At 60.8% G+C, this 22,328-nt stretch carries 22 protein-coding genes and 1 pseudogene; 18 read left to right on the forward strand and 5 right to left on the reverse strand.

The features are described 5' to 3' along the window. Positions 1-103: 103 nt before the first annotated feature. From gndA to AC0NIE_RS09415, 5 genes and pseudogenes are all read left to right on the forward strand, one after another. On the forward strand, positions 104-1,531 hold the full coding sequence (gndA, locus tag AC0NIE_RS09395) for an NADP-dependent phosphogluconate dehydrogenase (protein ID WP_473487850.1): 1,428 nt from the start codon (positions 104-106) through the stop codon (positions 1,529-1,531). Between the two features lie 51 nt (positions 1,532-1,582). Further along, the gene (locus AC0NIE_RS09400; protein WP_473487851.1) at positions 1,583-2,017 is read left to right on the forward strand and encodes a hypothetical protein; all 435 of its coding nucleotides are present in this window, start codon (positions 1,583-1,585) and stop codon (positions 2,015-2,017) included. 40 nt (positions 2,018-2,057) lie between these two features. After that, positions 2,058-3,110 (forward strand): alpha/beta fold hydrolase, encoded by a 1,053-nt coding sequence (locus AC0NIE_RS09405; protein ID WP_473487852.1) that lies wholly within the window; start codon positions 2,058-2,060, stop codon positions 3,108-3,110. A 112-nt stretch (positions 3,111-3,222) separates the two neighbouring features. Then, positions 3,223-4,257: an adenylate/guanylate cyclase domain-containing protein gene (locus AC0NIE_RS09410; protein WP_473487853.1), complete on the forward strand. Its 1,035-nt coding sequence runs from the start codon at positions 3,223-3,225 to the stop codon at positions 4,255-4,257. A 126-nt stretch (positions 4,258-4,383) separates the two neighbouring features. Then, positions 4,384-5,034, forward strand: a pseudogene (locus AC0NIE_RS09415) (NADP(+)-dependent, decarboxylating phosphogluconate dehydrogenase); the annotation flags it as partial. Positions 5,035-5,197: 163 nt separating this feature from the next. Here AC0NIE_RS09415 and AC0NIE_RS09420 read toward each other — a convergent pair. After that, a complete protein-coding gene (locus AC0NIE_RS09420; protein ID WP_473487881.1) occupies positions 5,198-5,866 on the reverse strand; it encodes a FadR/GntR family transcriptional regulator in 669 nt (222 codons plus the stop codon). A gap of 32 nt (positions 5,867-5,898) precedes the next feature. Here AC0NIE_RS09420 and AC0NIE_RS09425 point away from each other — a divergent pair, with 32 nt between their 5' ends. The 9 genes from AC0NIE_RS09425 to AC0NIE_RS09465 are packed head-to-tail and all read left to right on the forward strand — an operon-like array spanning position 5,899 to position 13,688. Beyond that, the gene (locus tag AC0NIE_RS09425) at positions 5,899-6,372 is read left to right on the forward strand and encodes a hypothetical protein (RefSeq protein ID WP_473487884.1); all 474 of its coding nucleotides are present in this window, start codon (positions 5,899-5,901) and stop codon (positions 6,370-6,372) included. A gap of 26 nt (positions 6,373-6,398) precedes the next feature. Beyond that, the gene (locus tag AC0NIE_RS09430; RefSeq protein ID WP_473487854.1) at positions 6,399-7,175 is read left to right on the forward strand and encodes an amino acid ABC transporter ATP-binding protein; all 777 of its coding nucleotides are present in this window, start codon (positions 6,399-6,401) and stop codon (positions 7,173-7,175) included. Positions 7,176-7,221: 46 nt separating this feature from the next. Beyond that, a complete protein-coding gene (locus AC0NIE_RS09435) occupies positions 7,222-8,040 on the forward strand; it encodes a transporter substrate-binding domain-containing protein (RefSeq protein WP_473487855.1) in 819 nt (272 codons plus the stop codon). Between the two features lie 60 nt (positions 8,041-8,100). After that, entirely contained in the window at positions 8,101-8,811 is a 711-nt protein-coding gene (locus AC0NIE_RS09440) for an ABC transporter permease (RefSeq protein WP_473487882.1), read from the forward strand. Position 8,812: 1 nt separating this feature from the next. Beyond that, a complete protein-coding gene (locus tag AC0NIE_RS09445; RefSeq protein WP_473487856.1) occupies positions 8,813-9,493 on the forward strand; it encodes an ABC transporter permease in 681 nt (226 codons plus the stop codon). A 24-nt stretch (positions 9,494-9,517) separates the two neighbouring features. Next, the gene (locus AC0NIE_RS09450; protein WP_473487857.1) at positions 9,518-9,871 is read left to right on the forward strand and encodes a cupin domain-containing protein; all 354 of its coding nucleotides are present in this window, start codon (positions 9,518-9,520) and stop codon (positions 9,869-9,871) included. Positions 9,872-9,915: 44 nt separating this feature from the next. Beyond that, positions 9,916-11,235 (forward strand): NAD(P)/FAD-dependent oxidoreductase, encoded by a 1,320-nt coding sequence (locus AC0NIE_RS09455; RefSeq protein ID WP_473487858.1) that lies wholly within the window; start codon positions 9,916-9,918, stop codon positions 11,233-11,235. Between the two features lie 6 nt (positions 11,236-11,241). Next, positions 11,242-12,213 carry a 2-hydroxyacid dehydrogenase gene (locus AC0NIE_RS09460; protein WP_473487859.1) on the forward strand — a complete coding sequence of 324 codons (972 nt, stop codon included), beginning with the start codon at positions 11,242-11,244 and terminating at the stop codon, positions 12,211-12,213. Beyond that, positions 12,210-13,688 (forward strand): NAD-dependent succinate-semialdehyde dehydrogenase, encoded by a 1,479-nt coding sequence (locus AC0NIE_RS09465; RefSeq protein ID WP_473487860.1) that lies wholly within the window; start codon positions 12,210-12,212, stop codon positions 13,686-13,688. Before AC0NIE_RS09460 ends, AC0NIE_RS09465 begins: the two co-directional genes overlap by 4 nt. Positions 13,689-13,982: 294 nt before the next feature. On the opposite strand, the gene AC0NIE_RS09470 is transcribed toward AC0NIE_RS09465, so the two are convergent. The 4 genes from AC0NIE_RS09470 to AC0NIE_RS09485 all read right to left on the reverse strand — a co-directional run bounded on the left by AC0NIE_RS09470 (position 13,983) and on the right by AC0NIE_RS09485 (position 17,650). Then, positions 13,983-14,471 carry a hypothetical protein gene (locus AC0NIE_RS09470; RefSeq protein ID WP_473487861.1) on the reverse strand — a complete coding sequence of 163 codons (489 nt, stop codon included), beginning with the start codon at positions 14,469-14,471 and terminating at the stop codon, positions 13,983-13,985. Between the two features lie 15 nt (positions 14,472-14,486). Then, entirely contained in the window at positions 14,487-15,617 is a 1,131-nt protein-coding gene (locus AC0NIE_RS09475; protein WP_473487862.1) for a HigA family addiction module antitoxin, read from the reverse strand. Beyond that, positions 15,614-15,916 (reverse strand): hypothetical protein, encoded by a 303-nt coding sequence (locus AC0NIE_RS09480; RefSeq protein WP_473487863.1) that lies wholly within the window; start codon positions 15,914-15,916, stop codon positions 15,614-15,616. Before AC0NIE_RS09480 ends, AC0NIE_RS09475 begins: the two co-directional genes overlap by 4 nt. A 684-nt stretch (positions 15,917-16,600) precedes the next feature. After that, positions 16,601-17,650, reverse strand: coding sequence for a LacI family transcriptional regulator (locus AC0NIE_RS09485; RefSeq protein ID WP_473487864.1), 1,050 nt, complete (start codon positions 17,648-17,650; stop codon positions 16,601-16,603). Between the two features lie 387 nt (positions 17,651-18,037). On the opposite strand from AC0NIE_RS09485, the gene AC0NIE_RS09490 reads away from it, so the two are divergent. From AC0NIE_RS09490 to AC0NIE_RS09505, 4 genes are all read left to right on the forward strand, one after another. Then, entirely contained in the window at positions 18,038-19,276 is a 1,239-nt protein-coding gene (locus tag AC0NIE_RS09490; protein WP_473487865.1) for an ABC transporter substrate-binding protein, read from the forward strand. Positions 19,277-19,390: 114 nt separating this feature from the next. Further along, entirely contained in the window at positions 19,391-20,284 is an 894-nt protein-coding gene (locus AC0NIE_RS09495) for a carbohydrate ABC transporter permease (RefSeq protein WP_023797405.1), read from the forward strand. Next, positions 20,277-21,212: a carbohydrate ABC transporter permease gene (locus AC0NIE_RS09500; RefSeq protein ID WP_287338355.1), complete on the forward strand. Its 936-nt coding sequence runs from the start codon at positions 20,277-20,279 to the stop codon at positions 21,210-21,212. The genes AC0NIE_RS09495 and AC0NIE_RS09500 overlap by 8 nt, the downstream gene beginning before the upstream one ends. A gap of 2 nt (positions 21,213-21,214) precedes the next feature. Beyond that, positions 21,215-22,312 (forward strand): ABC transporter ATP-binding protein, encoded by a 1,098-nt coding sequence (locus tag AC0NIE_RS09505; RefSeq protein ID WP_473487883.1) that lies wholly within the window; start codon positions 21,215-21,217, stop codon positions 22,310-22,312. Positions 22,313-22,328 lie beyond the last annotated feature (16 nt).

Below are 22,328 nucleotides of genomic sequence, written 5' to 3' on the forward strand. Positions count from 1 at the left end.
TGAAGGCCCGTCAATCATCCCGGCAAGAATGGCATCCCAACAAAAATGGTCGTCGCCGTAAAATCGCGGCCTCAACAAAAGATCCGAAAGTAGGGAAGAAACGATGGAAAAAGCCGAAATCGGTCTGATCGGCCTTGGCACGATGGGCTCCAACCTGGCGCTCAATATCGCCGAGAAGGGGCACCGCATAGCCGTCTTCAACCGCACCGCCGCGCGCACCGACGCCTTCGTCGAGAATGCCGGCGCGCTGAAGGACATGGTCGTGCCCTGCTACAGCCTGGAGGAACTCGCCGCCGCCATCCGGCCGCCGCGGCCGATCATCATCATGGTGCTGGCCGGCAAGCCGGTCGACGAGCAGATATCGGCGCTGCGCGGCGTGTTGTCGGCCAACGACATCGTCATCGATGCCGGCAACGCCAATTTCCGCGATACGATGCGACGCTTTTCCGAGCTGACCGATTCGGGTCTCACCTTCATCGGCATGGGCGTGTCCGGCGGCGAGGAGGGCGCGCGCCATGGACCGTCGATCATGGTCGGCGGCACGGAAGAGTCCTGGAAACGCGTCGAAAAGGTGCTGACCGCCATTTCGGCCAAGTTCAGGGATGAGCCCTGTGCGGCATGGCTTGGCACCGATGGTGCCGGGCATTTCGTCAAGACCATCCACAACGGCATCGAATATGCCGACATGCAGATGATCGCCGAGATCTACGGTATCTTGCGCGACGGCTTGAGCATGGGGCCGAAGCAGATCGCGCAGGTGTTTGCCGGCTGGAACAAGGGCCGGCTCAACTCCTATCTGATCGAGATCACCGCCAAGGTGCTGGCTGCCGACGATCCGAAGACAGGCAAGCCGGTGGTCGACATCATCCTCGACCGCGCCGGCCAGAAGGGCACCGGCAAATGGTCGGTAATCGAGGCGCAGCAGCTCGGTATCCCGGCCACCGCAATCGAAGCGGCGGTGGCGGCCCGCGTGCTGTCGTCGATCAAGGACGAGCGCCTGGCCGCCGAAAAGGCCTATGGCAAAGGCGGCGTGACCAGCATTTCCGGAGACAGGGACGCGCTTCTCGACGATCTCGAACTGGCGCTGTTCGCCGGCAAGATATCAGCCTATGCGCAAGGCTTCGCGGTGATGAGCGGCGCGTCGAAGGAATTCAACTGGAACCTGCCGATGCCGACTATCGCCAAGATCTGGCGGGCCGGCTGCATCATCCGCTCGCAATTGCTGGACACCATGGCGGAAGCCTTCGGCAGCGGCGGGGCGGCCACCAATCTTTTGATGGCACCGGCCTTCATCGCGATGATGCAGGAAGCGCACCCGTCGCTGCGACGCATCGTGGCAAGGGCGTCGGAGGCTGGCTCGCCGGTGCCGGCGCTGTCTTCGGCGCTGGCCTATTTCGACAGCTACCGCCAGGGCCGCGGCACCTCGAACCTGATCCAGGCGCAACGCGATTTCTTCGGCGCGCACGGCTTTGAGCGCATCGACGGGCCGGGCGCTTTCCATGGGCCCTGGGGGAGTGGCGCGGCGGGTTAGCGCCGCGAAATCGGACGCGATGACCCGCGTTGCCCTTTGCTGGAAGCGGACATGGTGGTGAATTGCGCGCGATTGCCAACAGTGTGCACCGAATTTTTGATTTGGCTATTTGCCGTATGGAACTACCTCACGGCGCCGTTCGTCTTCACACTGCACGGTGTCGAAGCACGAGAAATCGCCCCTTGGAGAGAGGGCGCGCAAACGTGGCGACGGCTGGCCGTCACGTTCCCTAAGACCATCGCCAACCATAACGCCGATCAGGTCTTTTATTACGACGATGCGTTCATGCAGCGGCGCATGGACTATTCGCCCGACGTGACGGGAAACCCGCCGGTCGCACACTACGCTTATGATCACAAAACCTTTGACGGGTTCGTATTCCCGACACGGCGGCGTGTGCTACTGCATGACGCCGAGGGGGTCGCAAACCAAGCATTCGCACCTATCACGGTCGACGTGTCCGATGTGACAGTCGACCGAAGATAATCTCCCACCAGGCACCATGTTATCAACGGGTACAACCACAATGACCGAACAGATAAACCTCCATCGGCGGCACCTTTTGGGCGCGGCCGTCACCACCGTCGCGATCGCTCAGTTCGCCATGACCGGCTCCGCAAGCGCACAACCCAGCGCGACGAAAACGGGTGCCACAACAATCAAACCGGGCACGAATACATCGTTCGGCCCGTTGAAACAGGTCACCGCCGGCGTGCTCAACGTCGGATATGCGGAGCTTGGACCGGCCGACGGTGCGCCGGTCATCCTCCTGCATGGCTGGCCCTATGACATTCACACTTATATCGACGTTGCACCCATTTTGGCGTCGAGGGGCATTCGCGTCATCGTCCCCTATCTGCGCGGCTACGGCTCGACGCAGTTTCTCTCCAGCGAAACACCGCGAAATGGCCAGCAGGCCGTGGTCGCCGTTGACGTCATCGCGCTGATGGATGCACTGCAGATCGATAAGGCGATTGTCGGCGGTTGCGACTGGGGCGCACGCACGGCCAACATCGTCGCGGCGCTATGGCCGGGACGCTGCAAGGCCCTTGTTTCGGTCAGCGGCTACCTGATCGGCAGCCAGGAGGCCAACAAGATGCCACTGCCGCCGAAAGCCGAACTGCAATGGTGGTACCAGTATTACTTCGCCACCGAACGCGGCCAGGTCGGCTACGAAAAGTATCGGTGGGATTTTGCCAAGCTGATCTGGCAGATTGCCTCGCCGCAGTGGAATTTCGACGATGCCACGTTCGAGCGCAGCGCCAGGGCCTTCGACAATCCGGATCATGTGGCGGTCGTTATCCACAATTACCGCTGGCGGCTCGGCCTCGCAGAAGGCGAACCGCAATATGACGTTCTGGAGCAGCGGCTTGCAAAGGCGCCGGTGATCGGCGTGCCGACGATCACCCTTGAGGGTGACGCCAACGGCGCTCCGCATCCCGACCCCAGTGCCTATGCCAAGAAGTTTTCGGGCAAGTACGAGCACCGCCTCATTACCGGCGGCATAGGGCATAATCTTCCGCAAGAAGCCCCGCGGGCATTTGCAGACGCCATACTGGAGGTGGCGAGCCTGGCCTGAGCAAATCGCCATACCGCGATACATGATCGAGGGTGCCCAGGGCGAAACTGATGAAATCACAACCGCACCGAGCAACACGCCGGGGGCCCGATGTCATCGAGCAGGATACGAAATGAACACTGGCCGGGACCGCTTTCGTCGCCCTTTGCAGTGGCTCCTCGCACCCATTGTGGGGGCAGCAGCGGGCTTGGCCTACGCGCTGATGTTCGACGTCGAGGCCCTGCACTCTGCAGTCAGGGGCGTGTTCATCGGAACTCCTATTCTGTTGTATGAGCGCGGCGTTATCTTGCGCCGATGGCGCGATATCATCCGGCAAGCGGCAACGCCGGTCTTCGTCGTGACTACGATCGCAACCTACGGTTTGATGATCTTGATCGGCAACGCCGCCGCCGGCACAGCGCTTCACCATCTCATCGGCTATATGAGCACCGCGCGGGAAGCCATGGTGATGTCGGAGTCCGGTCTTCTGTATTCACTCGGTGTCTCCACGCTCGTCGCATTCGTGTTCCGACTGCGTGACCTTATCGGGCCGAGCCTGTTCACCAGCTTGCTTCTTGGGCGCTATCACCGGCCCATCGAGGAGGAGCGCATCTTTCTGTTTCTCGATGTCAGCGGATCCACGCACTTCGCGGAGCGATACGGCGATTTGGAAACCCAGGCCTATCTCGGACAGATATTCAACGCACTTGCGTCTCCCGTTCGTCGCTCCCAGGGCTCTATTGATGACTATATCGGGGATATGGCGCTGGTCACCTGGCCTATGGATCGCGGCATGCGGGACGCCGCGTGTCTTCGTTGCGTCTTCGACTTCGCGGCGGCCATAAGGGATCAGGCGGCGGCGTGGCAAGCGCGTTTCGGGCAAGTGCCGGAGTTTCGCGCCGTCCTGCATTGCGGGTCGGTGGTGACGGCTGAGATTGGCCTTGAGCGACACAAGATTGCGTATTTCGGCGATGTCGTGAATACCACTGGACGTCTGGAGTCGCTATCCAAGGCGCTCGGTCAACCTATTCTGGTCTCCGCAGATATTCTCGCCGGTATCCGTGTTCTACCTCCACATCTCGTCGCGGAGAACCTCGGATTTCATGTGATTAGAGGCCGAGATGAACCGCTTCAGATCTCAGCCGTGAGGCTAGCATTGGGAAGCTGATTGGAGTGGCGCCACCATTACTATCTCCGTGCATCCACCTATCTTCGATGCCCATTTTCTACGGCAGTCGCCGTCACCCCTGTACGCTTTTGAAGGTCCAGGTTCCGCAGCTGCCGGTCCGTTTTCGGCCAGAAGGGCACCGGCAAATGGTCGGTCATCGAGGCGCAGCAGCTCGGCATTCCGGCCACCGCGATCGAGGCCGCGGTTGCAGCGCGCGTGCTGTCGTCGATCAAAGACGAGCGCCTGGCCGCCGAAAAGGCCTATGGCAAAGGCGGCGTGACCAGCATTTCCGGAGACAGGGACGCGCTTCTCGACGATCTCGAACTGGCGCTGTTCGCCGGCAAGATATCAGCCTATGCGCAAGGCTTCGCGGTGATGAGCGGCGCGTCGAAGGAATTCAACTGGAACCTGCCGATGCCGACTATCGCCAAGATCTGGCGGGCCGGCTGCATCATCCGCTCGCAATTGCTGGACACCATGGCGGAAGCCTTCGGCAGCGGCGGGGCGGCCACCAATCTTTTGATGGCACCGGCCTTCATCGCGATGATGCAGGAAGCGCACCCGTCGCTGCGACGCATCGTGGCAAGGGCGTCGGAGGCTGGCTCGCCGGTGCCGGCGCTGTCTTCGGCGCTGGCCTATTTCGACAGCTACCGCCAGGGCCGCGGCACCTCGAACCTGATCCAGGCGCAACGCGATTTCTTCGGCGCGCACGGCTTCGAGCGCATCGACGGGCCGGGCGCGTTCCATGGCCCTTGGGGGAGCGGAGCGGCAGGTTAGCGCCGCAACCTCGGCCGTAGAGTGCGATCTAACTTGCCCAGAAGCAGACATCGGAGGTGAACACATAAGGTCGCTCTGCGCGTGCACTGTCCGTCGTCGTTTGAGCGCCCGCTATAAGAGCCCCCTAAATCACACGTTTGTTTTGTTCGTTCAGTCCATGGTTTCATGCATGCGGACCAAGGATGTTCGCCCTCGCTTCCATAATATGGTTGTACATACTTAGCTCCGCCCCTACGCTGTCCCGGTCCCTGATGGCCGCTAGAATTTCCCGATGGTTGGTAATGTATCCCCTCATTCTGTCCGGTGTGAGTGATTGCTCTTTCATCCGACCCCAAAGGTTTCCGGCCCGCACCTCATGGATTACTTCGTACAGTGACGAAAGAAGACCGTTTCTTGCCGCCTCGATGACGATGCGGTGAAAGACGGCATCCCACTTTTCGAACTCTAGAAGCGTCTCGGCGGCGCTCCCCTTGTCGATCGATTTTTGTAGTTGATCGATCTCCTGCGGCGTCGCTCTGAGCGCGGCCAATCCGGCGACTTTTGGCTCGATGATCAAACGCGTCTCGAACACCTCTGCTGGATAGGTGCGGACCGCGTTGCCCGCGTTGCCTGGCGGACGGCGTAGTGCCGTTGACGTGACTCCGCTGCCTGCAATGAACGTGCCCCTTCCCACGTGCCTTGTCAGGCGCCCCTCGTTCTCGAGGGAAGCGAGCATCCTCCGCAACGCGGTGCGAGGCAGGCCAAGCTTTAGCGCCAAATCGCGCTCGGGTGGCAGGCGGTCGCCTGGCTCCAATCCCTCCGCCTCGATGAAATCCTTCAGTACGACGCTCATCATCCTACCTTAAAACTTTTTTCGCAACCAATTTGATCCATGTTGACACCAATATCAAGACCAATGTTAAGTTGATCGCATGTTTTAACCCAATTTGGTTGCGAATGGTGTCCTACGTGAAGCCAAATCCAGTACAGAAGACTTACGCGGAATCCCAGAATGACGTGGCCGCGGTCGCCGGCAAAGCGCGGACGCAACTCTTCATCGGCGGGCGGTGGCTGAATGCGAAAAGCGCACTCGCCTTCGACGTGGTCGATCCTTCGACGGCCCGAGTCATTGCAACAGTCGCCGACGGCGACGTCGCGGATGCGATCGCCTCGGTAGATGCTGCCGCTGCTGCCGCCGAGCCTTGCAAGGAGGCGGCCGACCGAGTCGTCAGCTGCTCCATGGAACTCGGCGGGAACGCACCGTTCGTCGTGTTCGACGACGAGATGGTCGGTATCGCCAAGGCGGCTGTAGACGGCGTGCTCGTAGATCTGGACGCGCATGGCGCGGTGGCCGGTTAGTGATGCTCGGTCGTAAGGTCTCGCCCATGGACGAAGTCCTGAAGGTCAAAGATCTCGTTAAGGTATTCGGCTCCACGAAGGTGCTGGGCGGGGTCAGCTTCAGCATGAAGGAAGGCGAGGTCGTCTCGATGATCGGATCGTCGGGATGCGGGAAAAGCACCGCGCTTCGCTGCACCAATTTTTTGGAGACGCCGACCTCGGGACAGATCGAATTCATGGGAGAGGCCATCTCTGTGACCTCCGACGCGCGCGGAGAGCCGAAGATTGTCAACGCGGCTGCGGTGAGAGGGTTTCGACGCCAGATCGGAATGGTGTTCCAGAACTTCAATCTTTGGCCACATCGCACCGTCCTCGGCAACGTGACGGAGGCACTCGTTTACGTGCTTAAACTTTCTCGGAAGGAGGCAGAAGAGATTGCGCTCTGGGCGCTGTCGAGGGTCGGCATGGAAACCTTCCGCGACCGCTACCCGCAGCAGCTTTCGGGCGGCCAGCAGCAGCGCGTCGCCTTCGCGCGCGTCCTGGCGATGCGCCCGAAATTGATGCTGTGTGACGAGCCGACCTCCGCGCTCGATCCCGAACTGGTCGGAGAGGTCTTGAAGATCATACGCAAACTTGCGGAGGATGGTGCGACAATCCTCCTCGTGACGCACGAAATGCGGTTCGCGAGAGACGTGTCGAACCGAATGATATTCCTGCAAAAGGGCCGCCTCGAGCAGGATGATACGCCGGGCGAGCTGTTTCGAAACCCCGCGAGCGAAGCGGTGAAGCGGTTTCTTTCGAGCGTCATGCCGGCCAATGCCTGATGGCAGGCCACCAGATAATTAGAAGCCAAATAAAGGGGTAACAGAGATGAACGTCAGCAAGTTTATCAGGTACGCATTCGCATCCGGGCTGCTCGTCGCCGCTGCGTCGACTATGGCCTCGGCCGAAGAAGGTGTTTTGCGAATCGGCACCGAAGGCGATGCGCCGAAGTTCAGCATGGCCGACCCGAGCGGCAACGTCACCGGCTTCGACGCGGACATCGCCAATGGCATCTGCGCCGAACTGAAGGTCCAATGTAAGTTCGTCGTCCAGACGTTCAGTTCGCTTGTCCCGTCAATGGACAGCGACCGATTTGACGTCATCATCTCAGGTCTTGGCATTACAGCCGAGCGGGAAAAGAAGATCGATTATTCAATCCCTTATGCAACGACGCCTCTTTACTTCGCGGTCGCAAAGGATTCGCCGCTGGCCGCCTTGAAAAGCCTTAACGAAATCAAGGAGGCGATCGCCGGCAAGACCGTCGGTGTCGTCACAGGCACTACCTACGCTAGGTTCATCGAGAAGCGGATGACGGGCGCCGATCTGAAAACCTACGATGCTGTTACCCAGTTGACTGCAGACCTTGCTAGCGGCCGCATCGACGTAGCTTTCGGAGATTCACCGACCTGGGTCGACTTCCTGGCAACGCCGGACGGCGCGAACTTCGCGAAAATCGATGTCAGGATAATTTCCATGGACGATCCGGAAGTCCTCGGCCGAGGCATGGGCGTCGGGATGCGCAAAGGCAACACCGATCTCAAGGCAAAGGTCGACGCGGCCCTGTGCAAGATGATCAACGACGGCACGGTCAAGAAAGCTTCCATGCAGTGGTTCCAGGACGACTACACCATTCCCTGCAAGCAGTGATCCTTCGATAGTGGCGGCCTGCCTTGGCGTCGCCCAAGGCAGGCGGATGGGATGGAGTTTATGCAGGATTTCTGGGTTCTGATGGTGGAGCATGGCTGGGCGCTGGCTCTCCTGCGCGGCAGTGCAGTGACAATTGCGATCGGGCTGCTCGGCATGCTGCTTGGTTTCGTGGTGGCGACGCCACTGGCCATCCTGCGCTGGCAGAAGGTCATGGTCGTCTCACAGATGGTGGACGCCTACAGCATCTTGATCCGCGGCATTCCGGGACTGCTGGTGATCTACCTGCTGTTCTACGGTTCCTTGGACTGGGTGAGAACGGTCGCGGGAACGTTCGGCTATGAGCAGGTTGCCGAGAATGCCTATCCGATGATCGTCGGCGTCATAGCGATTGCCTTGATCTCCTGTGCGTACTCAATCGAGGTCATCCGCGGCGCTCTCCAAGCCGTGCCCCCCGGGATGCTGGAAGCCGCCCGGTCCTTGGCGCTCCCGCCAATGGTGACATTCTTTCGCATCACCTTTCCGCTCGCCTTGCGGCTCGCGCTCGGCGGCATCAACAATGTGTGGCAGATGACGATCAAGGATACGTCGCTCATCTCGGTCGTTGGCCTCCAGGAACTGATGCGGACCGCTGCGATCGCCGCCGGCATCACCCGGTCGCCGCTGCTCTTCTACTGCATTGCCGCAGCCTTGTTCTTCGCCATGACGCTCGCGAGCCAAACCGCATTCTCGAGGATCGAACGGGTCCTCAACCGCGGCTTCGGAGGGATGTGACATGGACTTGGGCATCGTGACGTATGCGTTCCCGTTTCTGCTGGAGGGCGTCAAGATCACGCTTCTCATCGCAGTCTTCGGCGTTGTTCTGGGTCTGCCGCTAGGAGTCCTCGTCGGCCTTGCGCGCGGATCGAGAAACCGGGTGCTTCGCAGTTTTTGCGACGCCTATTGCGCGATATTTCGCGGCACGCCGATGTTGGTCCAGATCTTCGTAATCTATTTCGGATTGGCTCAAGTGAGCTTCATACGCCACAACCCGATCCTGTGGTGGATGATAGGCGACGGCCTAAACGCGGCCATTCTTGCCGTGGTGCTGAACTCCGGCGCCTACACCGCCGAGACATTTCGCACGGCTTTTCTCTCCTTGCCCAAGGGCGTGATCGAAGCCGCGCAAGCCTGCGGAATGTCGCCTTGGCATATTTTCGCGCGCGTCAAGTTCCCGCTGGCGGTGCGACAGGCGCTGCCCGCCTACAGCAGCGAAGTCGCCATCATCATTAAGGAGTCTAGCCTCGCCTCCACGATTACCGTTCTGGAGGTCACCGGCTACGCCAAGCGCCTGATGAGCGAGACGTTCGCGGTGATGGACATCTTCATCATAACCGCCGCCATCTATCTCACAATCAGCGTCGTTGCACTGATGGTGATGAAGCTCCTCGAAAAACGATTGTCGATCCCCGGCTGAAGCCAGTCCTGAAAGGCCAACAATATGTCCAACCTCACCTTTATCGACCAGAACGATTTGCCCCGGCCCCGCGAAGGCAAGCCTGCGCCGGACAGGCTCATCGAAGGCGATCCGCGCTTTCTGAGCTGGGACATCGCACAGACCGCCGACGGAGTGGTCCAGTCCGGCTTATGGGAGGCGACGCCGGGCGTCTATCGCTCGATAAAAGGCAAGACTTTCGAGGTCTGCGTCATCCTATCAGGCGTATCCGAGCTGACCGAGGACGGCAAGGAGCCGCGTCGCATTATGGCCGGCGACGCATTTGTCATGCATCCGGGCTTCTCCGGCGTCTGGAAGGTCATCGAAACCACGCGCAAGCTCTGGGTTAGTCGAGACTAGTCGGCGCCCGAGCTTTCCTTGCAACCCGGAAGCAGTATCGGTTCATGACACAGACGCTTTCCACATCGATCAAATCCACGCCATACTGGTGGGAGGATTGCTCCTTTCCGCCTTTGCCGGTCCGCAAGCTCGATCGGAGCTGCGACGTGGCGATCGTTGGCGGCGGCTATACGGGCCTGTCGGCGGCGATCGAGTTGACGCGTGCGGGCAAGCACGTCCAGCTTTTTGACCGCCAGTCGCTGGGTCAGGCGGCCTCCAGCCGCAACGGTGGAATGGCAAGCGGCAGCATCCGGCCCAGCCGCAAGGAGTTGGTCAGGCGCTTCGGTCTGGACAGGGCGAACGGCATCCTCCTGGAGGGGCAGGCCGCGCGGCAGGACCTTTGGCGGTTTCTCGAGGCGGAGAATATTGATGCTGAGTTCGTGCTGACCGGATCGTTCGAGGGCGCGATGACCGCCGGGGAGACGGAAGAGCTTCGACGTCATGCCGGCTTTCTTGGCGACAGCCTTGGCATCGAAGCCTTCCCCGTCAACGGATCGGACGTCCGGAAATATATCGGAACCGACCTCTATGTCGGTGGCATGATCCGTATGGATATCGGCGGTCTTCAGCCCGCGAAGCTGCTCGCCGGCATGATCCGCGTCGCGCGCGCGACCGACGCCATTCTGCACGAGAACACTGCGGTCCTAGGTTCCACCAGCGATACCGCTGGCGTGCGGGTCACTACCGATCGCGGCGACGTCCTAGCGAAGAAACTCCTCGTATGCACCGACGGATACACCGACGGGTTCGATCCCTGGTTACGGCGTCGGCTCGTGCCGGTCCGCAGCCGGATTATCGCGACCGAGCCCGTCGGCAAGGAGTTTATGGACTGGCTGATGCCCGCGCGCATGATGCATGGCGACATGCGCAGGCTGAGCTACTACTACCGCCCGTCGCCCGACGGGTCCCGTATCTTGTTCGGCGGACGCGACGGCACGACCGCAGGCGATCCGCTCACGCCGACCGTCAATCTGCGGACGGAGCTCGCCAGGCTTTTCCCGGAACTGGACAATATCGGCATCACGCATAGCTGGTTCGGCAATGTCGCCATGCACCGGGATATGATCCCGCGCATCTTTTCGCGCGGCAACACCATTTACGCGACTGGCTATTGCGGTTCCGGCATTGTCTGGGCGCGGTGGCTCGGCAAGAAGGCGGCGCTCAAGATCCTCGAGCACGCGGAGCAGCCGCGCTCCGCATTCGATTTCGATCAGTCGCCCAAGGCCGTGCCGTTTTACCGCGGCCGTCCATGGTTCATTCCGCTCGTGTACTGGATGTATGAGCGCCATGACCGGAAGACGCTGCGCCGTCGCAAGGATGCGTGAGGCGGCATGGCATTCCTGTTCCTCTGTGATGCGACGCGAGGGGCCGTGTTCGCCGAGGTGTTCTCGAAGCACCTGCCGGACGTTCGGTTCTGCATGGACCCGGACGCCATCGGCGACGACGACATCCGCTTCATCATGACGTGGGACGTGCCAGCAAACCTTCGGCGGTATTCCAACCTCCAGGCTGTGTTCTGCATCGGCGCGGGAGTCGACCAGTTTGCCCGGGCCTCGATTCCTCCAGATGTGAAGCTCGTTCGCATGGTAGACGAGGGTATTACCAGGATGGTCGTCGAATATGTCGCTATGGCTGTCCTTTCGCTTCATCGAAATCTGCATCTCTACATCGATCAGCAGCGCCGTCGCCTCTGGAAGGAATTCGAGCAACACCCGCAGGCCGCCGACCGCAGGGTTTCCGTGCTGGGCATGGGCGTGCTGGGTGAGGCCGCACTTCGCGGGCTACAGACCTTCGGTTTCCGGCTCTCGGGGTGGAGCCGATCACAGCGATCCATCGACGGCGTGACTTGTCATAAGGGCGAAGCTGGGTTGCGGGAGATGCTTGCACGGACGGACATACTCGTCTGCCTGCTGCCGCTAACCGGGAATACGACCGGAATTCTGAACGACCACCTGTTCGGCGCCCTTCCGCGCGGCGCCTGCCTCGTCCACGCCGGCAGGAGACGTCAGCTCGACGCCGACGCGCTGCTGTCGTCCTTGGATAGCGGCAGGCTGTCCGGCGCATTCATCGACGTGACCGATCCGGAGCCGCTGCCGCCAGAGCATCCTCTCTGGGCGCATCCGCGCGTCGTCATCACACTGCATATCGCGGCAAGCACGCAAGCGGATAGCGCGGCGTTAACGACCGTGCAGAATGTAAAGCGTCTGCTTGGCGGCGCCGATCCAACAGGACTGGTGGATCTCGCGGAACTTTCCGGATCCACTTTCGCCGATCAACGATCAAGGAAAGGCCAGCTGACGTGAACGTTGCTGCAAAACCCTCTTCGCCTCTCAGTCTAGGTATCGCTTCGCTGCCCATCGGCCTTTTCATCGACGGACAATGGAGAGGCGGCACGGAGGGGAAAAACATAGAGGTCATTGATCCATCGAGCGGAGACGTGATCGTGTCTGTGGCGGATGCGACGGTCGACGACGCGATGGAGGCGGTAGCGGCCGCGCACAGAGCCGCGAAGGGCTGGGCGGCCACCGCTCCGCGCAAGCGTTCTGAGATCCTGCGCCGCTGCTTCGAGCTAATGATCGAAAACAAGGACATGCTGGCCGAGCTCATAAGCCTGGAAAACGGCAAGACCTTGAACGACGCGCAGGGCGAGGTGGTCTACGCAGCGGAGTTCTTTCGCTGGTTTGCGGAGGAGGCCGTTCGTCTCAATGGCGAGATATCGACGGCACCGAGCGGCGCAAACAAGATCATCGTTCAACATCAGCCGATCGGGGTCGCGGTTTTGGTCACCCCTTGGAACTTCCCGGCTGCCATGGCCACTCGCAAGATCGGACCGGCGCTGGCGGCGGGCTGCACATGCGTCTTGAAGCCTGCTACGGAGACGCCGCTGACCGCGCTCGTCCTGGCCAACCTTTATAAGCAAGCCGGAGTGCCTGACGGCGTGGTCAACGTGGTCACCACCTCGCAGTCTGGCCCAGTCGTCAGCGCCATGCTGAACGATCCCCGCGTGCGTAAGCTCTCCTTCACTGGTTCCACCGAGGTCGGCAGGACACTCCTGCGCGAAGCAGCTGGAACGATCGTGTCGTGCTCTATGGAACTCGGCGGAAATGCCCCCTTCATCATCTTCGACGATGCCGACTTGGATGCGGCCATCGAGGGCGCAATGGTGGCGAAGATGCGCAACGGCGGAGAAGCTTGTACGGCGGCGAACCGCTTCTACGTCCAGTCCGGCATTGCCGAGCCATTTTCCGCCGGGCTCGTCGAACGAATGAAGGTGATGAAGGTCGGGGCCGGATACGATCCCAAATCGCAATGCGGTCCGTTGATCAACAGGAAGGCCGTCGAGCGGCTCACCGGCTTGGTAACGGACGCCACAACGAGAGGCGCCAAGGTGCTTGTGGGCGGCGCACCGCTCGACGGTAAAGGATACTTCTTCGCTCCAACCGTGCTGTCCGGCGTCTCGCCGGATTCGAGGATTTCGGCTGAGGAGATTTTCGGTCCGATTGCCGCACTCACGACTTTCGATACCGACGACGAGGTTATCGAGCTGGCCAATGCCACGGAATACGGTCTCATGTCGTATGTCTATACCCGAGATCTGGCGCGCGGCATGCGCGTCTCGGAGCGGATGGACAGCGGCATGGTCGGGCTGAATCGCGGTCTCGTGTCGGACCCCGCAGCGCCATTCGGCGGAACGAAGCAAAGCGGGCTCGGCCGCGAGGGCGCCCACCATGGGATTCTTGAGTTCTGCGAGACCAAGTACATAGCAGTCACTTGGTAGGACGGTCGATCTGCATGCGGGGCTTGCGCTTCCGGAGCTACCGCGGCCGCGAAGCGGCCTCCGGAGATGGAAGGTACTCCTGAAACGGTTTGTACAATGCGGAGGAACTTTCACTATCTTGCTTGGAAGATAGAAGCTTCCTGTTTGGTTTCGGCCCTACAGCTGCCGGTCTGGAACGCGCCGCATCTACGCCGTTCGACGCGCGGAACGGACAGCCTGAAAGCGGTCGTTCGTTCGGGTTCGGGGCCTAGCCATCTCGGGACGGCTGACTGTGGGATTCACCGGCCAGACTGCTTACGCAGCCTCTTCGTCTCCTGTATCCTGCCGCACAGCGGCTTCCATCTCGGCAACGTCATCCGTGAAGTCGATGATCATCTGAATGGGCTCTTCCTCCGGATGCTCGTCATTGAAGTGGTCGACATCCTGTTTGATTTGGAAACAGTCATCCGCGATCGATTTACGACGCTGACCGAAAGACTTTTCTAAGAAGGAGCGTGGTGCCATGTCGATATCAGCCCACAGGCTCAGCTGCTGGCCTTCGATCCAGGTACGGATCGAATGTTTGGCGCGATACTTGCGCCCTTTCTCATCGACACGCTTCTCCTGGCGCAGGCTGTCCGCCAAAGCGTCGCGACAGATTTTCACGATGTCGCGCGGGGCGGGCCTGTAAAGCCCGCGCTCGATCGCCCAGGCCGCGACCTCATCCAGCGAAACGGGGTCCGTACTTACTTCCTCGGTATAGCGTCCAAAGATCGCTTGCATCTGTTCGCTGAAGGTCGCCACGTGTAGATCCTATCCCTAAAGCTGTGCTTCGGCCACATTGCCCCAGCCATCGGCGATGGCCTCCTTGAGGAGATGCCCACGGACCGGAACCTGATACTTGCGCAGATAATCGAAGCGTTTCATCCGCTTCTGGAGCTGGCCAACCACGATCGCGGGGTGGATGGCCAATAGCGCCGCGAAACCGACAACGTCGCGCTCCGAGAAATAGGGATGCTTGCGGGCATAGAAGGACGACATCTTCGCTGACGGGACGCAGAAGTCGGCGGCCGCAGTGTTGGCAACAGTCTCCTCGTCCGCCTCTCCGTTTGCATCGTTGGCGCTCTCGCCCGTCAGGTGATCGACTATCCCGATCGATTGTTTGCCATGACCCTGCAGTACATGCTCGATCTCATGCCGTAGTACGAACCAGAAGTTATCGAGCCGATCGTACAGCGTAGACATGCCGATCACGGGGGACCCATCGTCAAGCCAGGTACAGACCCCATCGATCTTGGCGTTGGGCAGAACCTCGACGACGACAAAGCGGACTCCGCAGCCCGCCAAGAAGCTTGGCACGAAGGCGACCGCTTCGGGATCGACCATCAAGCTGCGCAATTTGGGCAGAAGTGCACCGAGCTTTTCGGTCGAAAAAGTTTCGACCTCCATCTGTCTGGCAAGCTGGCGTACTCGAAACACCCACGCGAGCTGATGCGGCGGCGTAGCGTCATAATGCGTGCGCTTCGCAGCGAATGCGATGTCACCCAGCATATCGTCATTGGCTGCTTCGAAGAAGCGAGACATTTGGAGATGGAGCAGGGATGCTTCGCCGTCCTGAATCCAACCGCGCCGGATCATGTCGCGTACGGGGAAGTGAGCCTGCAGCCCGGCCCGAGTCTTCACCGCCGGATCCGGCTCCTTGGCATTCTGCAGGTCATAACGGCCCTGAAGGTTCAGGAAGAACTCCGGCGACGTATCGAACGCGTCGCTGAGCAGGCGCGCCATATCGGGGGTGATGCCACGCTTGCCGGACAAAAGCGGATTGAGCTGCTGCTCGGTCTGGCCAAGAATGAAGGCGAGATCGCGCTGCGACCATCCACGCGCTTCCAGCTCCATCTTGATAAACGTGCCCGGTGGCTCGATGGCTACCTGATTGCTGTTCCCCGTCATGCCACCACCCGCAGATGCTCTTCCATTGCTGTAATGACCACCGTCATGATGCCGTTCTTTTCTATGATTTTGACCACTATCGCCCATTGCGGCGAGAGCACCACGAGGTGCTCCGCCGATCCAGCGCGCGGCTTCAAGCCAAGACTCCTCCAGTTGTGCAGCGTGCGCGCATCAGGCGCTGCCCGCATGACGCTAAAGCGTTGACGCGCAGTCTGGATGACGGCGACTGGCAAGCGGCTGTCCGCTGCGGCTTCCGTCTCAATCAGCGCTAGGCGCGGGTCTGCGAACTCGATGTCCATCAGCTTCGAACATAGCCGATAATTCCGCCTTGTCAACGCGACTTAACGCAAGTAGTTAAGTTCTATTCGGGGCGAGATGGCGCTGTGTTCGCCTTAGTGCTTGGGCAGCCTGCCTATTGGCGCACATAGATGGCGGCGCACTAGCGATGGATTAGGGAGAACAGCAAGATGCCGCCAACGAGACGAACCGGGTTGATCTGAGCTACGACAAAATCACAGAATATTCAGGGATTGCGCGCCAGCACATCACCTCTGCACTCACCATTCTTTCGGTAAACGGGTGGATCGTCGTGGATCGCCAGCAAAGCGACCTCAACGAATTTGCGACGGCCAACTCATATCGGCTGCGCTATCTAGAACCATACCGCCACGCGGGGACAAGAGGCCGGGCAGAAATTGACGCTCGGACTCGGGCCTTACGAGAGATGATTTCATAAAGGGCCAAGGACGCTGCGACTATCGAAGGCGATATGAAACAGAATTGCTAGTTGGGTTTCAGCAGCGTCCGCAAAAGCCAATGACCGCTTTTCCCTTCCACGGTCTGAAACCGGACCGACTGGATGCGGCCCAAGGCGCCAGTCAGCAGCGCGCATTTTGCAGCCAGTGGAATCACTTGGCGCCGCAGAAATGCGCTAAGACAAATAGATGGAGCGGGATGCCCAGTTCAATTTGAACGTATCTGCTCTAGTCGGGAGGGCGATAGGCCAGAACCTCGGTCGGCTTGCTCAGGCTCTGCAAGGAGCCGGGTGTTGCGCCGCCGATCCAGCCCAACACCGAGCGGGCGAGCTCGGCGCCGGCCAGCCGGAAGTTCTCGTTGACCACCAGCAATTCCCTGCGGAACAGGTGCAGCAGGTCGGACGACTGCTTGGACACCACGTCGACATCCCGGCCGAGCTTGAGGCCGGCGTCCTCGATGCCGGCGACGATGGCGAGTGTCGCGGCAGCGGCACTGCTGACGAAACCGTCCGGCCTGACCTCGCGGCGCATCAGCTGCGCGGTCCTCATCCTGATCTGCTCGATCGAATGGTCGACCGAAACGATGTTGAACGGGATCTCGCTGGCGCCGACCTCGCTCAGCGCATCGGTGAAGCCGTTCAGCGTATGACTGTGGTAGGTCAGCTCGACTGGAGGCGCCAGGAGAGCCAGCCTGCGGCGGCCGATGCCGGCCAGGTGGCGCACAGCCTCGGTCGCGAACGCGTAATTGTCGAAATCATGATAGGGGTGGATCAGCCCCATATCGGTGCGGCCATGCGTGGCAAAGGGGATGCCACGCTCGAGCATGTAACGGGCCCTGGGGTCGTTCGGCTGGGTGCGCGAAATGATGACGCCGTCGGCGGAGCCGGTCTCCACCAGATAACGTATCGGATCCAGGGGATCCTGCGAGCGTGAATAGGGCGTGACGATCAGGTGATAGGGTGTGTCGGCGATGACTTCCGACACGCCGTAGATGATGTCCGAGACAAAGCTCATGATCTCGCGCTCGGTGTTGAGCACGAGACTGATGACGTTGGTCTTGCCGGTCCGCAGGCGCACACCGGCGCGGTTCGGCCGGTAACCGATCTGCTTGGCGACAAGCTGGACGCGTCGCCTGGTTTCGGCGCCGATCTCGGGCGCGTCCTTCAGCGCCCGTGACACTGTGGTGACGCCCAGCCCGGTCATGAAGGCAAGCGTCTTCAGCGTCGGCCGGCCCAGTGCCGACGCCTCGTCGTCCTTTTCCGTCTGATGTCTGTCCATTCATCCCGCCCGTCAGGCGCATAGCAGTTGCCGTGCAGGTCGGCAATCGGTGATGAACACCCTATATACTGAAACGTTACAGATTGTCACTTGCCATCGCGCAGCGGCCAGTAAAAGCTGGATTGGATGAGCGGCGCTCCGTTCGACGCAAAGTCGGTGTGCGTCGGCAAGGACTTGCCCGCGGAGCAAGGCTTTGCCGAATTTCAAGCGTTGCAGCATCATTTCTGCAATGCAACCTGGCTTGCTGCGGTGCAGTAGGCGGACATTGCGCGGCGGGTTTGTTCGCGACTCGAAAAAATGCCGAGCTGCTCCTGTTCGGGGGTTGCGCGCCTCCCGCAATTGCCTTATCGAAAATCTGTAACGTTTCAGATTCTGGGAGGAGCCGAAATGCGATACCAAATCATGACCGCTGCGTTGGCGGTGACAACCGCGCTGCCATTCGCCGGCCCGGCGGCAGCGACGGATCTGGAAGTCACCCATTGGTGGACTTCGGGCGGCGAGGCGGCGGCGGTCGCCGAATTCGCCAAGGCGTTCGACGCGACAGGCAATCATTGGGTCGACGGCGCCATCGCCGGCTCCGGCGGCACGGCGCGGCCGATCATGATCAGCCGCATCACTGGCGGCGACCCTATGGGCGCCACCCAGTTCAACCACGGAAGGCAAGCGGAAGAACTGGTGCAGGCCGGTCTGATGCGCGATTTGACCGAGCTCGCCACCAGGGACAAGTGGGCGGAAATCGTACAGCCGAAGAGCCTGCTCGACGGCTGTACCCTCGACGGCAAGATCTATTGCGTGCCGGTTAACATTCACTCCTGGCAGTGGCTGTGGCTGTCGAACGCGGCCTTCGAAAAGGCCGGTGTGCCGGTGCCGAAGAATTGGAATGAATATGTCGCGGCCGCCCCGGCGCTGGAGAAGGCAGGCATCATACCGCTGGCGGTCGGCGGGCAGCCCTGGCAATCCTCGGGCGCCTTCGACGTGCTGCTTACGGCGGTCGGCGGCACCGACGCTTTCTTGAAGGTCTATCGCGACAAGGATGCCGAATTCGCCGCCGGGCCCGAAGTCGCCAAGGTGTTCAAGGCTGCGGACGATGCCCGCAAGATGGCGAAGAACACCAATGTGCAGGACTGGAACCAGGCCACCAATCTCGTCATCTCCGGCAAGGCCGGCGGCCAGATCATGGGCGACTGGGCGCAGGGCGAGTTCCAGGTTGCCGGCCAGACCGCCGGCAAGGATTATACGTGCCTTCCCGGCCTTGGCCTAAACGAGGTCATCGCCACCGGCGGCGACGCCTTCTACTTCCCGCTGCTGCAGGACGCTGAAAAGTCCAAGGCGCAGGAAGCGCTGGCCAAAACGCTGCTCGATCCCAAGACGCAGGTCGCCTTCAACCTCAAGAAGGGTTCGCTGCCGGTGCGCGGCGATATCGACCTCAAGGCGGCGAACGACTGCATGAAGAAAGGGCTCGACATCCTGGCCAAAGGCAGCGTCATGCCCTGGACGGACCAGTTGCTGTCGCAAGACACCCAAAAGCAGAAGGAGGACCTTTTCTCCGAGTTCTTCGCCAAGCCGGACATGACCGTGGAAGAGGCGCAAAAGCGCTTCGCCGACATCGTCGCCTCAGCGGACTGACGATCGACGAACCGCTCGCTCCCGGCTCGCGACCGCGGGGCCGGGAGCTCCGGGTCAAGTCTTGACCCTTGGCCCTGACCCTTCGGCCTTACCCGATCCAGCCCGGCTGTGCAGATGAGCAAGAGCGAACGCCCCAACCAACTCTTCCGCAACCTTAACGCCAAGGTCGCCTCGATTCCGATGGTCCTCACCGCACTGGTGATCTTCGTCGGCGGCAGCGCCTGGACGGTGCTCTATTCCTTCACCAATTCGAAGCTGCTGCCGCGGCTGAACTTCGTCGGGCTCGACCAATATTATCGACTGTGGTCGACGCCGCGTTGGCTGGTCTCGATTGAGAACCTGCTGGTCTACGGCGTGCTGTCGCTGGTGTTCTCTCTGGTCATCGGCTTCATACTGGCGGCGCTGCTCGACCAGAAGATCCGCTTCGAGGACACGTTTCGCACCATCTTCCTCTACCCCTTCGCGCTTTCCTTCATCGTCACCGGTCTTGTCTGGCAATGGCTGCTCAACCCGGAGTTCGGAATCCAGGGGGTGGTGCGCGGCCTCGGCTGGGAAAGCTTCAGCTTCGATCCGCTCTACAATTCCGACATCGTCATCTACGGCATCTTGATCGCCGCGCTCTGGCAAGGCACCGGCCTCATCATGTGCCTGATGCTGGCGGGCCTGCGCGGCATCGACGAGGATATCTGGAAGGCCGCGCGGGTGGATGGGATACCCACCCTAAAGACCTATCTCTTCATCATCATCCCGATGATGCGACCGGTCTTTATCACCGCGCTTGTCATCATCGCCGCCGGCATCGTCAAGGTCTATGACCTGGTTGTCGCGCAGACCAGCGGCGGTCCCGGCATCGCCTCCGAAGTGCCGGCCAAATATGTCTATGACTACATGTTCTTCGCCCAGAACCTCGGCCAGGGTTTTGCTGCCTCGACCATGATGCTGCTGTCGGTGGTGGTCGTCATCGTTCCCTGGGCCTATCTCGAATTCGGAGGCAAGAAGCGTGGCTGATCTTGCCGTTCCCCTGCCTGCCGGTACGGGCTCTATCGGGCTTGAGGCATCCGGGCCGCGAGGGCCGAAGCCGCGGCATGTGTTCTCGCGCCGCAACATCTTCCTCTATGGCACGCTCATCGTGGTGGCGCTGTATTATCTGCTGCCGCTCTACGTGATGGTGGTGACATCGCTCAAGGGCATGCCGGAGATACGCCTCGGCAACATCTTCTCGCCGCCGCTCGAGATCACCTTCGAGCCTTGGGTAAAGGCCTGGTCCAGCGCCTGCACCGGCCTCAACTGCGACGGGCTCTCGCGCGGCTTCTGGAACTCGGTGCGCATCACCGTTCCGTCGGTCGTCCTGTCGATCGCGATCGCTTCGGTGAACGGCTACGCGCTCGCCAACTGGCGCTTCAAGGGCGCCGACACTTTCTTCGTGATCCTGATCGTCGGCGCCTTCATCCCCTATCAGGTGATGATCTATCCGATCGTCATCATCCTGCGCGAAATCGGCCTCTACGGCAGCCTGAGCGGCCTGGTGATCGTCCATTCCATTTTCGGCATGCCGATCCTGACGCTGTTGTTCCGAAATTACTTCTCTTCGATGCCGGAGGAACTGTTCCGGGCGGCGCGCGTCGATGGCGCCGGCTTCTGGGGCATCTATTTCCGCATCATGCTGCCGATGTCGCTGCCGATCTTCGTCGTCGCCATCATCCTGCAGGTGACCGGCATCTGGAACGATTTCCTGTTCGGCGTCGTCTACACCCGCCCCGACACCTATCCGATGACGGTGCAGCTCAACAACATCGTCAACTCGGTGCAAGGCGTGAAGGAATACAACGTCAACATGGCCGCCACCATCCTGACCGGCCTGGTACCGCTCGTCGTCTACTTCGTTTCCGGCAAGCTTTTCGTGCGTGGCATCGCCGCCGGCGCGGTGAAAGGATGATGATGACAAGACTCGAAAATCCCAGTGTCTCAATCCAGGACCTGTCGCTGAATTTCGGCGCAATTTCGGTGCTGGAAACGCTCAACATCGATGTCGCCGAGGGCGAGTTCATCGTGCTGCTCGGGCCGTCCGGCTGCGGCAAGTCGACCTTGCTCAACTGCATCGCCGGACTGCTCGACGTTTCGGACGGCCGCATCTTCATCAAGGGCAAGAACGTCACCTGGGAGGAGCCCAAGGACCGTGGCATCGGCATGGTGTTCCAGTCCTATGCGCTCTACCCGCAGATGACTGTCGAAAAGAACCTGTCCTTCGGGCTGCGCGTTGCCGGCATCCCCAGGGACGAAATCGCCAAGCGCATCGCGCGGGCCGCCGAGATCCTGCAGATCGAGCCATTGCTGCAGCGCAAGCCGTCGGCGCTTTCGGGCGGCCAGCGCCAGCGTGTGGCGATCGGGCGGGCGCTGGTGCGCGACGTCGACGTCTTCCTGTTCGACGAGCCGCTTTCCAATCTCGACGCCAAGCTGCGCGCGGAGCTGCGTGTCGAGATAAAACTGCTGCACAGCAAGCTGCAGAACACGATGATCTATGTCACCCACGACCAGATCGAGGCGATGACGCTGGCCGACCGCATCGCGGTGATGAAGGGCGGCGTCATCCAGCAGCTCGACGCACCGCAGACCATCTACAACCGCCCGGTCAACCGTTTCGTCGCCGGCTTCCTCGGCTCGCCGGCGATGAATTTCCTCGATGGCCGGCTGGAGAAAAATGATGGCACCTGGCACTTCGTCGCCGAGGATGTGCGGATCCCGCTCGCCACCTACGCTTTCGAAAAGGAGCCCGTGCCGGGGGCGGCCGTGTTCGGTATCCGGCCCGAGCATGTCGCGTTCAACAGCGGCTCCGGATGGCCGTTCACAGCCACGGCAAATGTCGTCGTCGTCGAACCCATGGGGTCCGACACGCTGGTCTGGCTGAAGCTCGGAAATCAGAATTTCACGGTTAGGGTGACATCCGAGCGCACGCCAAACAATGCCGACACGGTGAGCATCGGTTTTGACCCGATGCGCGCTTCGCTGTTCGACGCCGCAACCGGCGCCCGCCTGTAACTCCCCAGAATTTCAC

Source organism: Mesorhizobium sp. WSM4842 (assembly GCF_055901575.1).

What these genes read in the sequence shown, in the direction of transcription:
- gndA (WP_473487850.1), top strand. Translation starts at nt 104, where the DNA reads ATGGAAAAAGCCGAAATCGGTCTGATCGGCCTTGGCACGATGGGCTCC.
- AC0NIE_RS09400 (WP_473487851.1), top strand. Translation starts at nt 1,583, where the DNA reads ATGGTGGTGAATTGCGCGCGATTGCCAACAGTGTGCACCGAATTTTTG.
- AC0NIE_RS09405 (WP_473487852.1), top strand. Translation starts at nt 2,058, where the DNA reads ATGACCGAACAGATAAACCTCCATCGGCGGCACCTTTTGGGCGCGGCC.
- AC0NIE_RS09410 (WP_473487853.1), top strand. Translation starts at nt 3,223, where the DNA reads ATGAACACTGGCCGGGACCGCTTTCGTCGCCCTTTGCAGTGGCTCCTC.
- AC0NIE_RS09420 (WP_473487881.1), bottom strand. Translation starts at nt 5,866, where the DNA reads ATGAGCGTCGTACTGAAGGATTTCATCGAGGCGGAGGGATTGGAGCCA.
- AC0NIE_RS09430 (WP_473487854.1), top strand. Translation starts at nt 6,399, where the DNA reads ATGGACGAAGTCCTGAAGGTCAAAGATCTCGTTAAGGTATTCGGCTCC.
- AC0NIE_RS09435 (WP_473487855.1), top strand. Translation starts at nt 7,222, where the DNA reads ATGAACGTCAGCAAGTTTATCAGGTACGCATTCGCATCCGGGCTGCTC.
- AC0NIE_RS09440 (WP_473487882.1), top strand. Translation starts at nt 8,101, where the DNA reads ATGCAGGATTTCTGGGTTCTGATGGTGGAGCATGGCTGGGCGCTGGCT.
- AC0NIE_RS09445 (WP_473487856.1), top strand. Translation starts at nt 8,813, where the DNA reads ATGGACTTGGGCATCGTGACGTATGCGTTCCCGTTTCTGCTGGAGGGC.
- AC0NIE_RS09450 (WP_473487857.1), top strand. Translation starts at nt 9,518, where the DNA reads ATGTCCAACCTCACCTTTATCGACCAGAACGATTTGCCCCGGCCCCGC.
- AC0NIE_RS09455 (WP_473487858.1), top strand. Translation starts at nt 9,916, where the DNA reads ATGACACAGACGCTTTCCACATCGATCAAATCCACGCCATACTGGTGG.
- AC0NIE_RS09460 (WP_473487859.1), top strand. Translation starts at nt 11,242, where the DNA reads ATGGCATTCCTGTTCCTCTGTGATGCGACGCGAGGGGCCGTGTTCGCC.
- AC0NIE_RS09475 (WP_473487862.1), bottom strand. Translation starts at nt 15,617, where the DNA reads ATGACGGGGAACAGCAATCAGGTAGCCATCGAGCCACCGGGCACGTTT.
- AC0NIE_RS09480 (WP_473487863.1), bottom strand. Translation starts at nt 15,916, where the DNA reads ATGGACATCGAGTTCGCAGACCCGCGCCTAGCGCTGATTGAGACGGAA.
- AC0NIE_RS09485 (WP_473487864.1), bottom strand. Translation starts at nt 17,650, where the DNA reads ATGGACAGACATCAGACGGAAAAGGACGACGAGGCGTCGGCACTGGGC.
- AC0NIE_RS09490 (WP_473487865.1), top strand. Translation starts at nt 18,038, where the DNA reads ATGCGATACCAAATCATGACCGCTGCGTTGGCGGTGACAACCGCGCTG.
- AC0NIE_RS09495 (WP_023797405.1), top strand. Translation starts at nt 19,391, where the DNA reads ATGAGCAAGAGCGAACGCCCCAACCAACTCTTCCGCAACCTTAACGCC.
- AC0NIE_RS09505 (WP_473487883.1), top strand. Translation starts at nt 21,215, where the DNA reads ATGACAAGACTCGAAAATCCCAGTGTCTCAATCCAGGACCTGTCGCTG.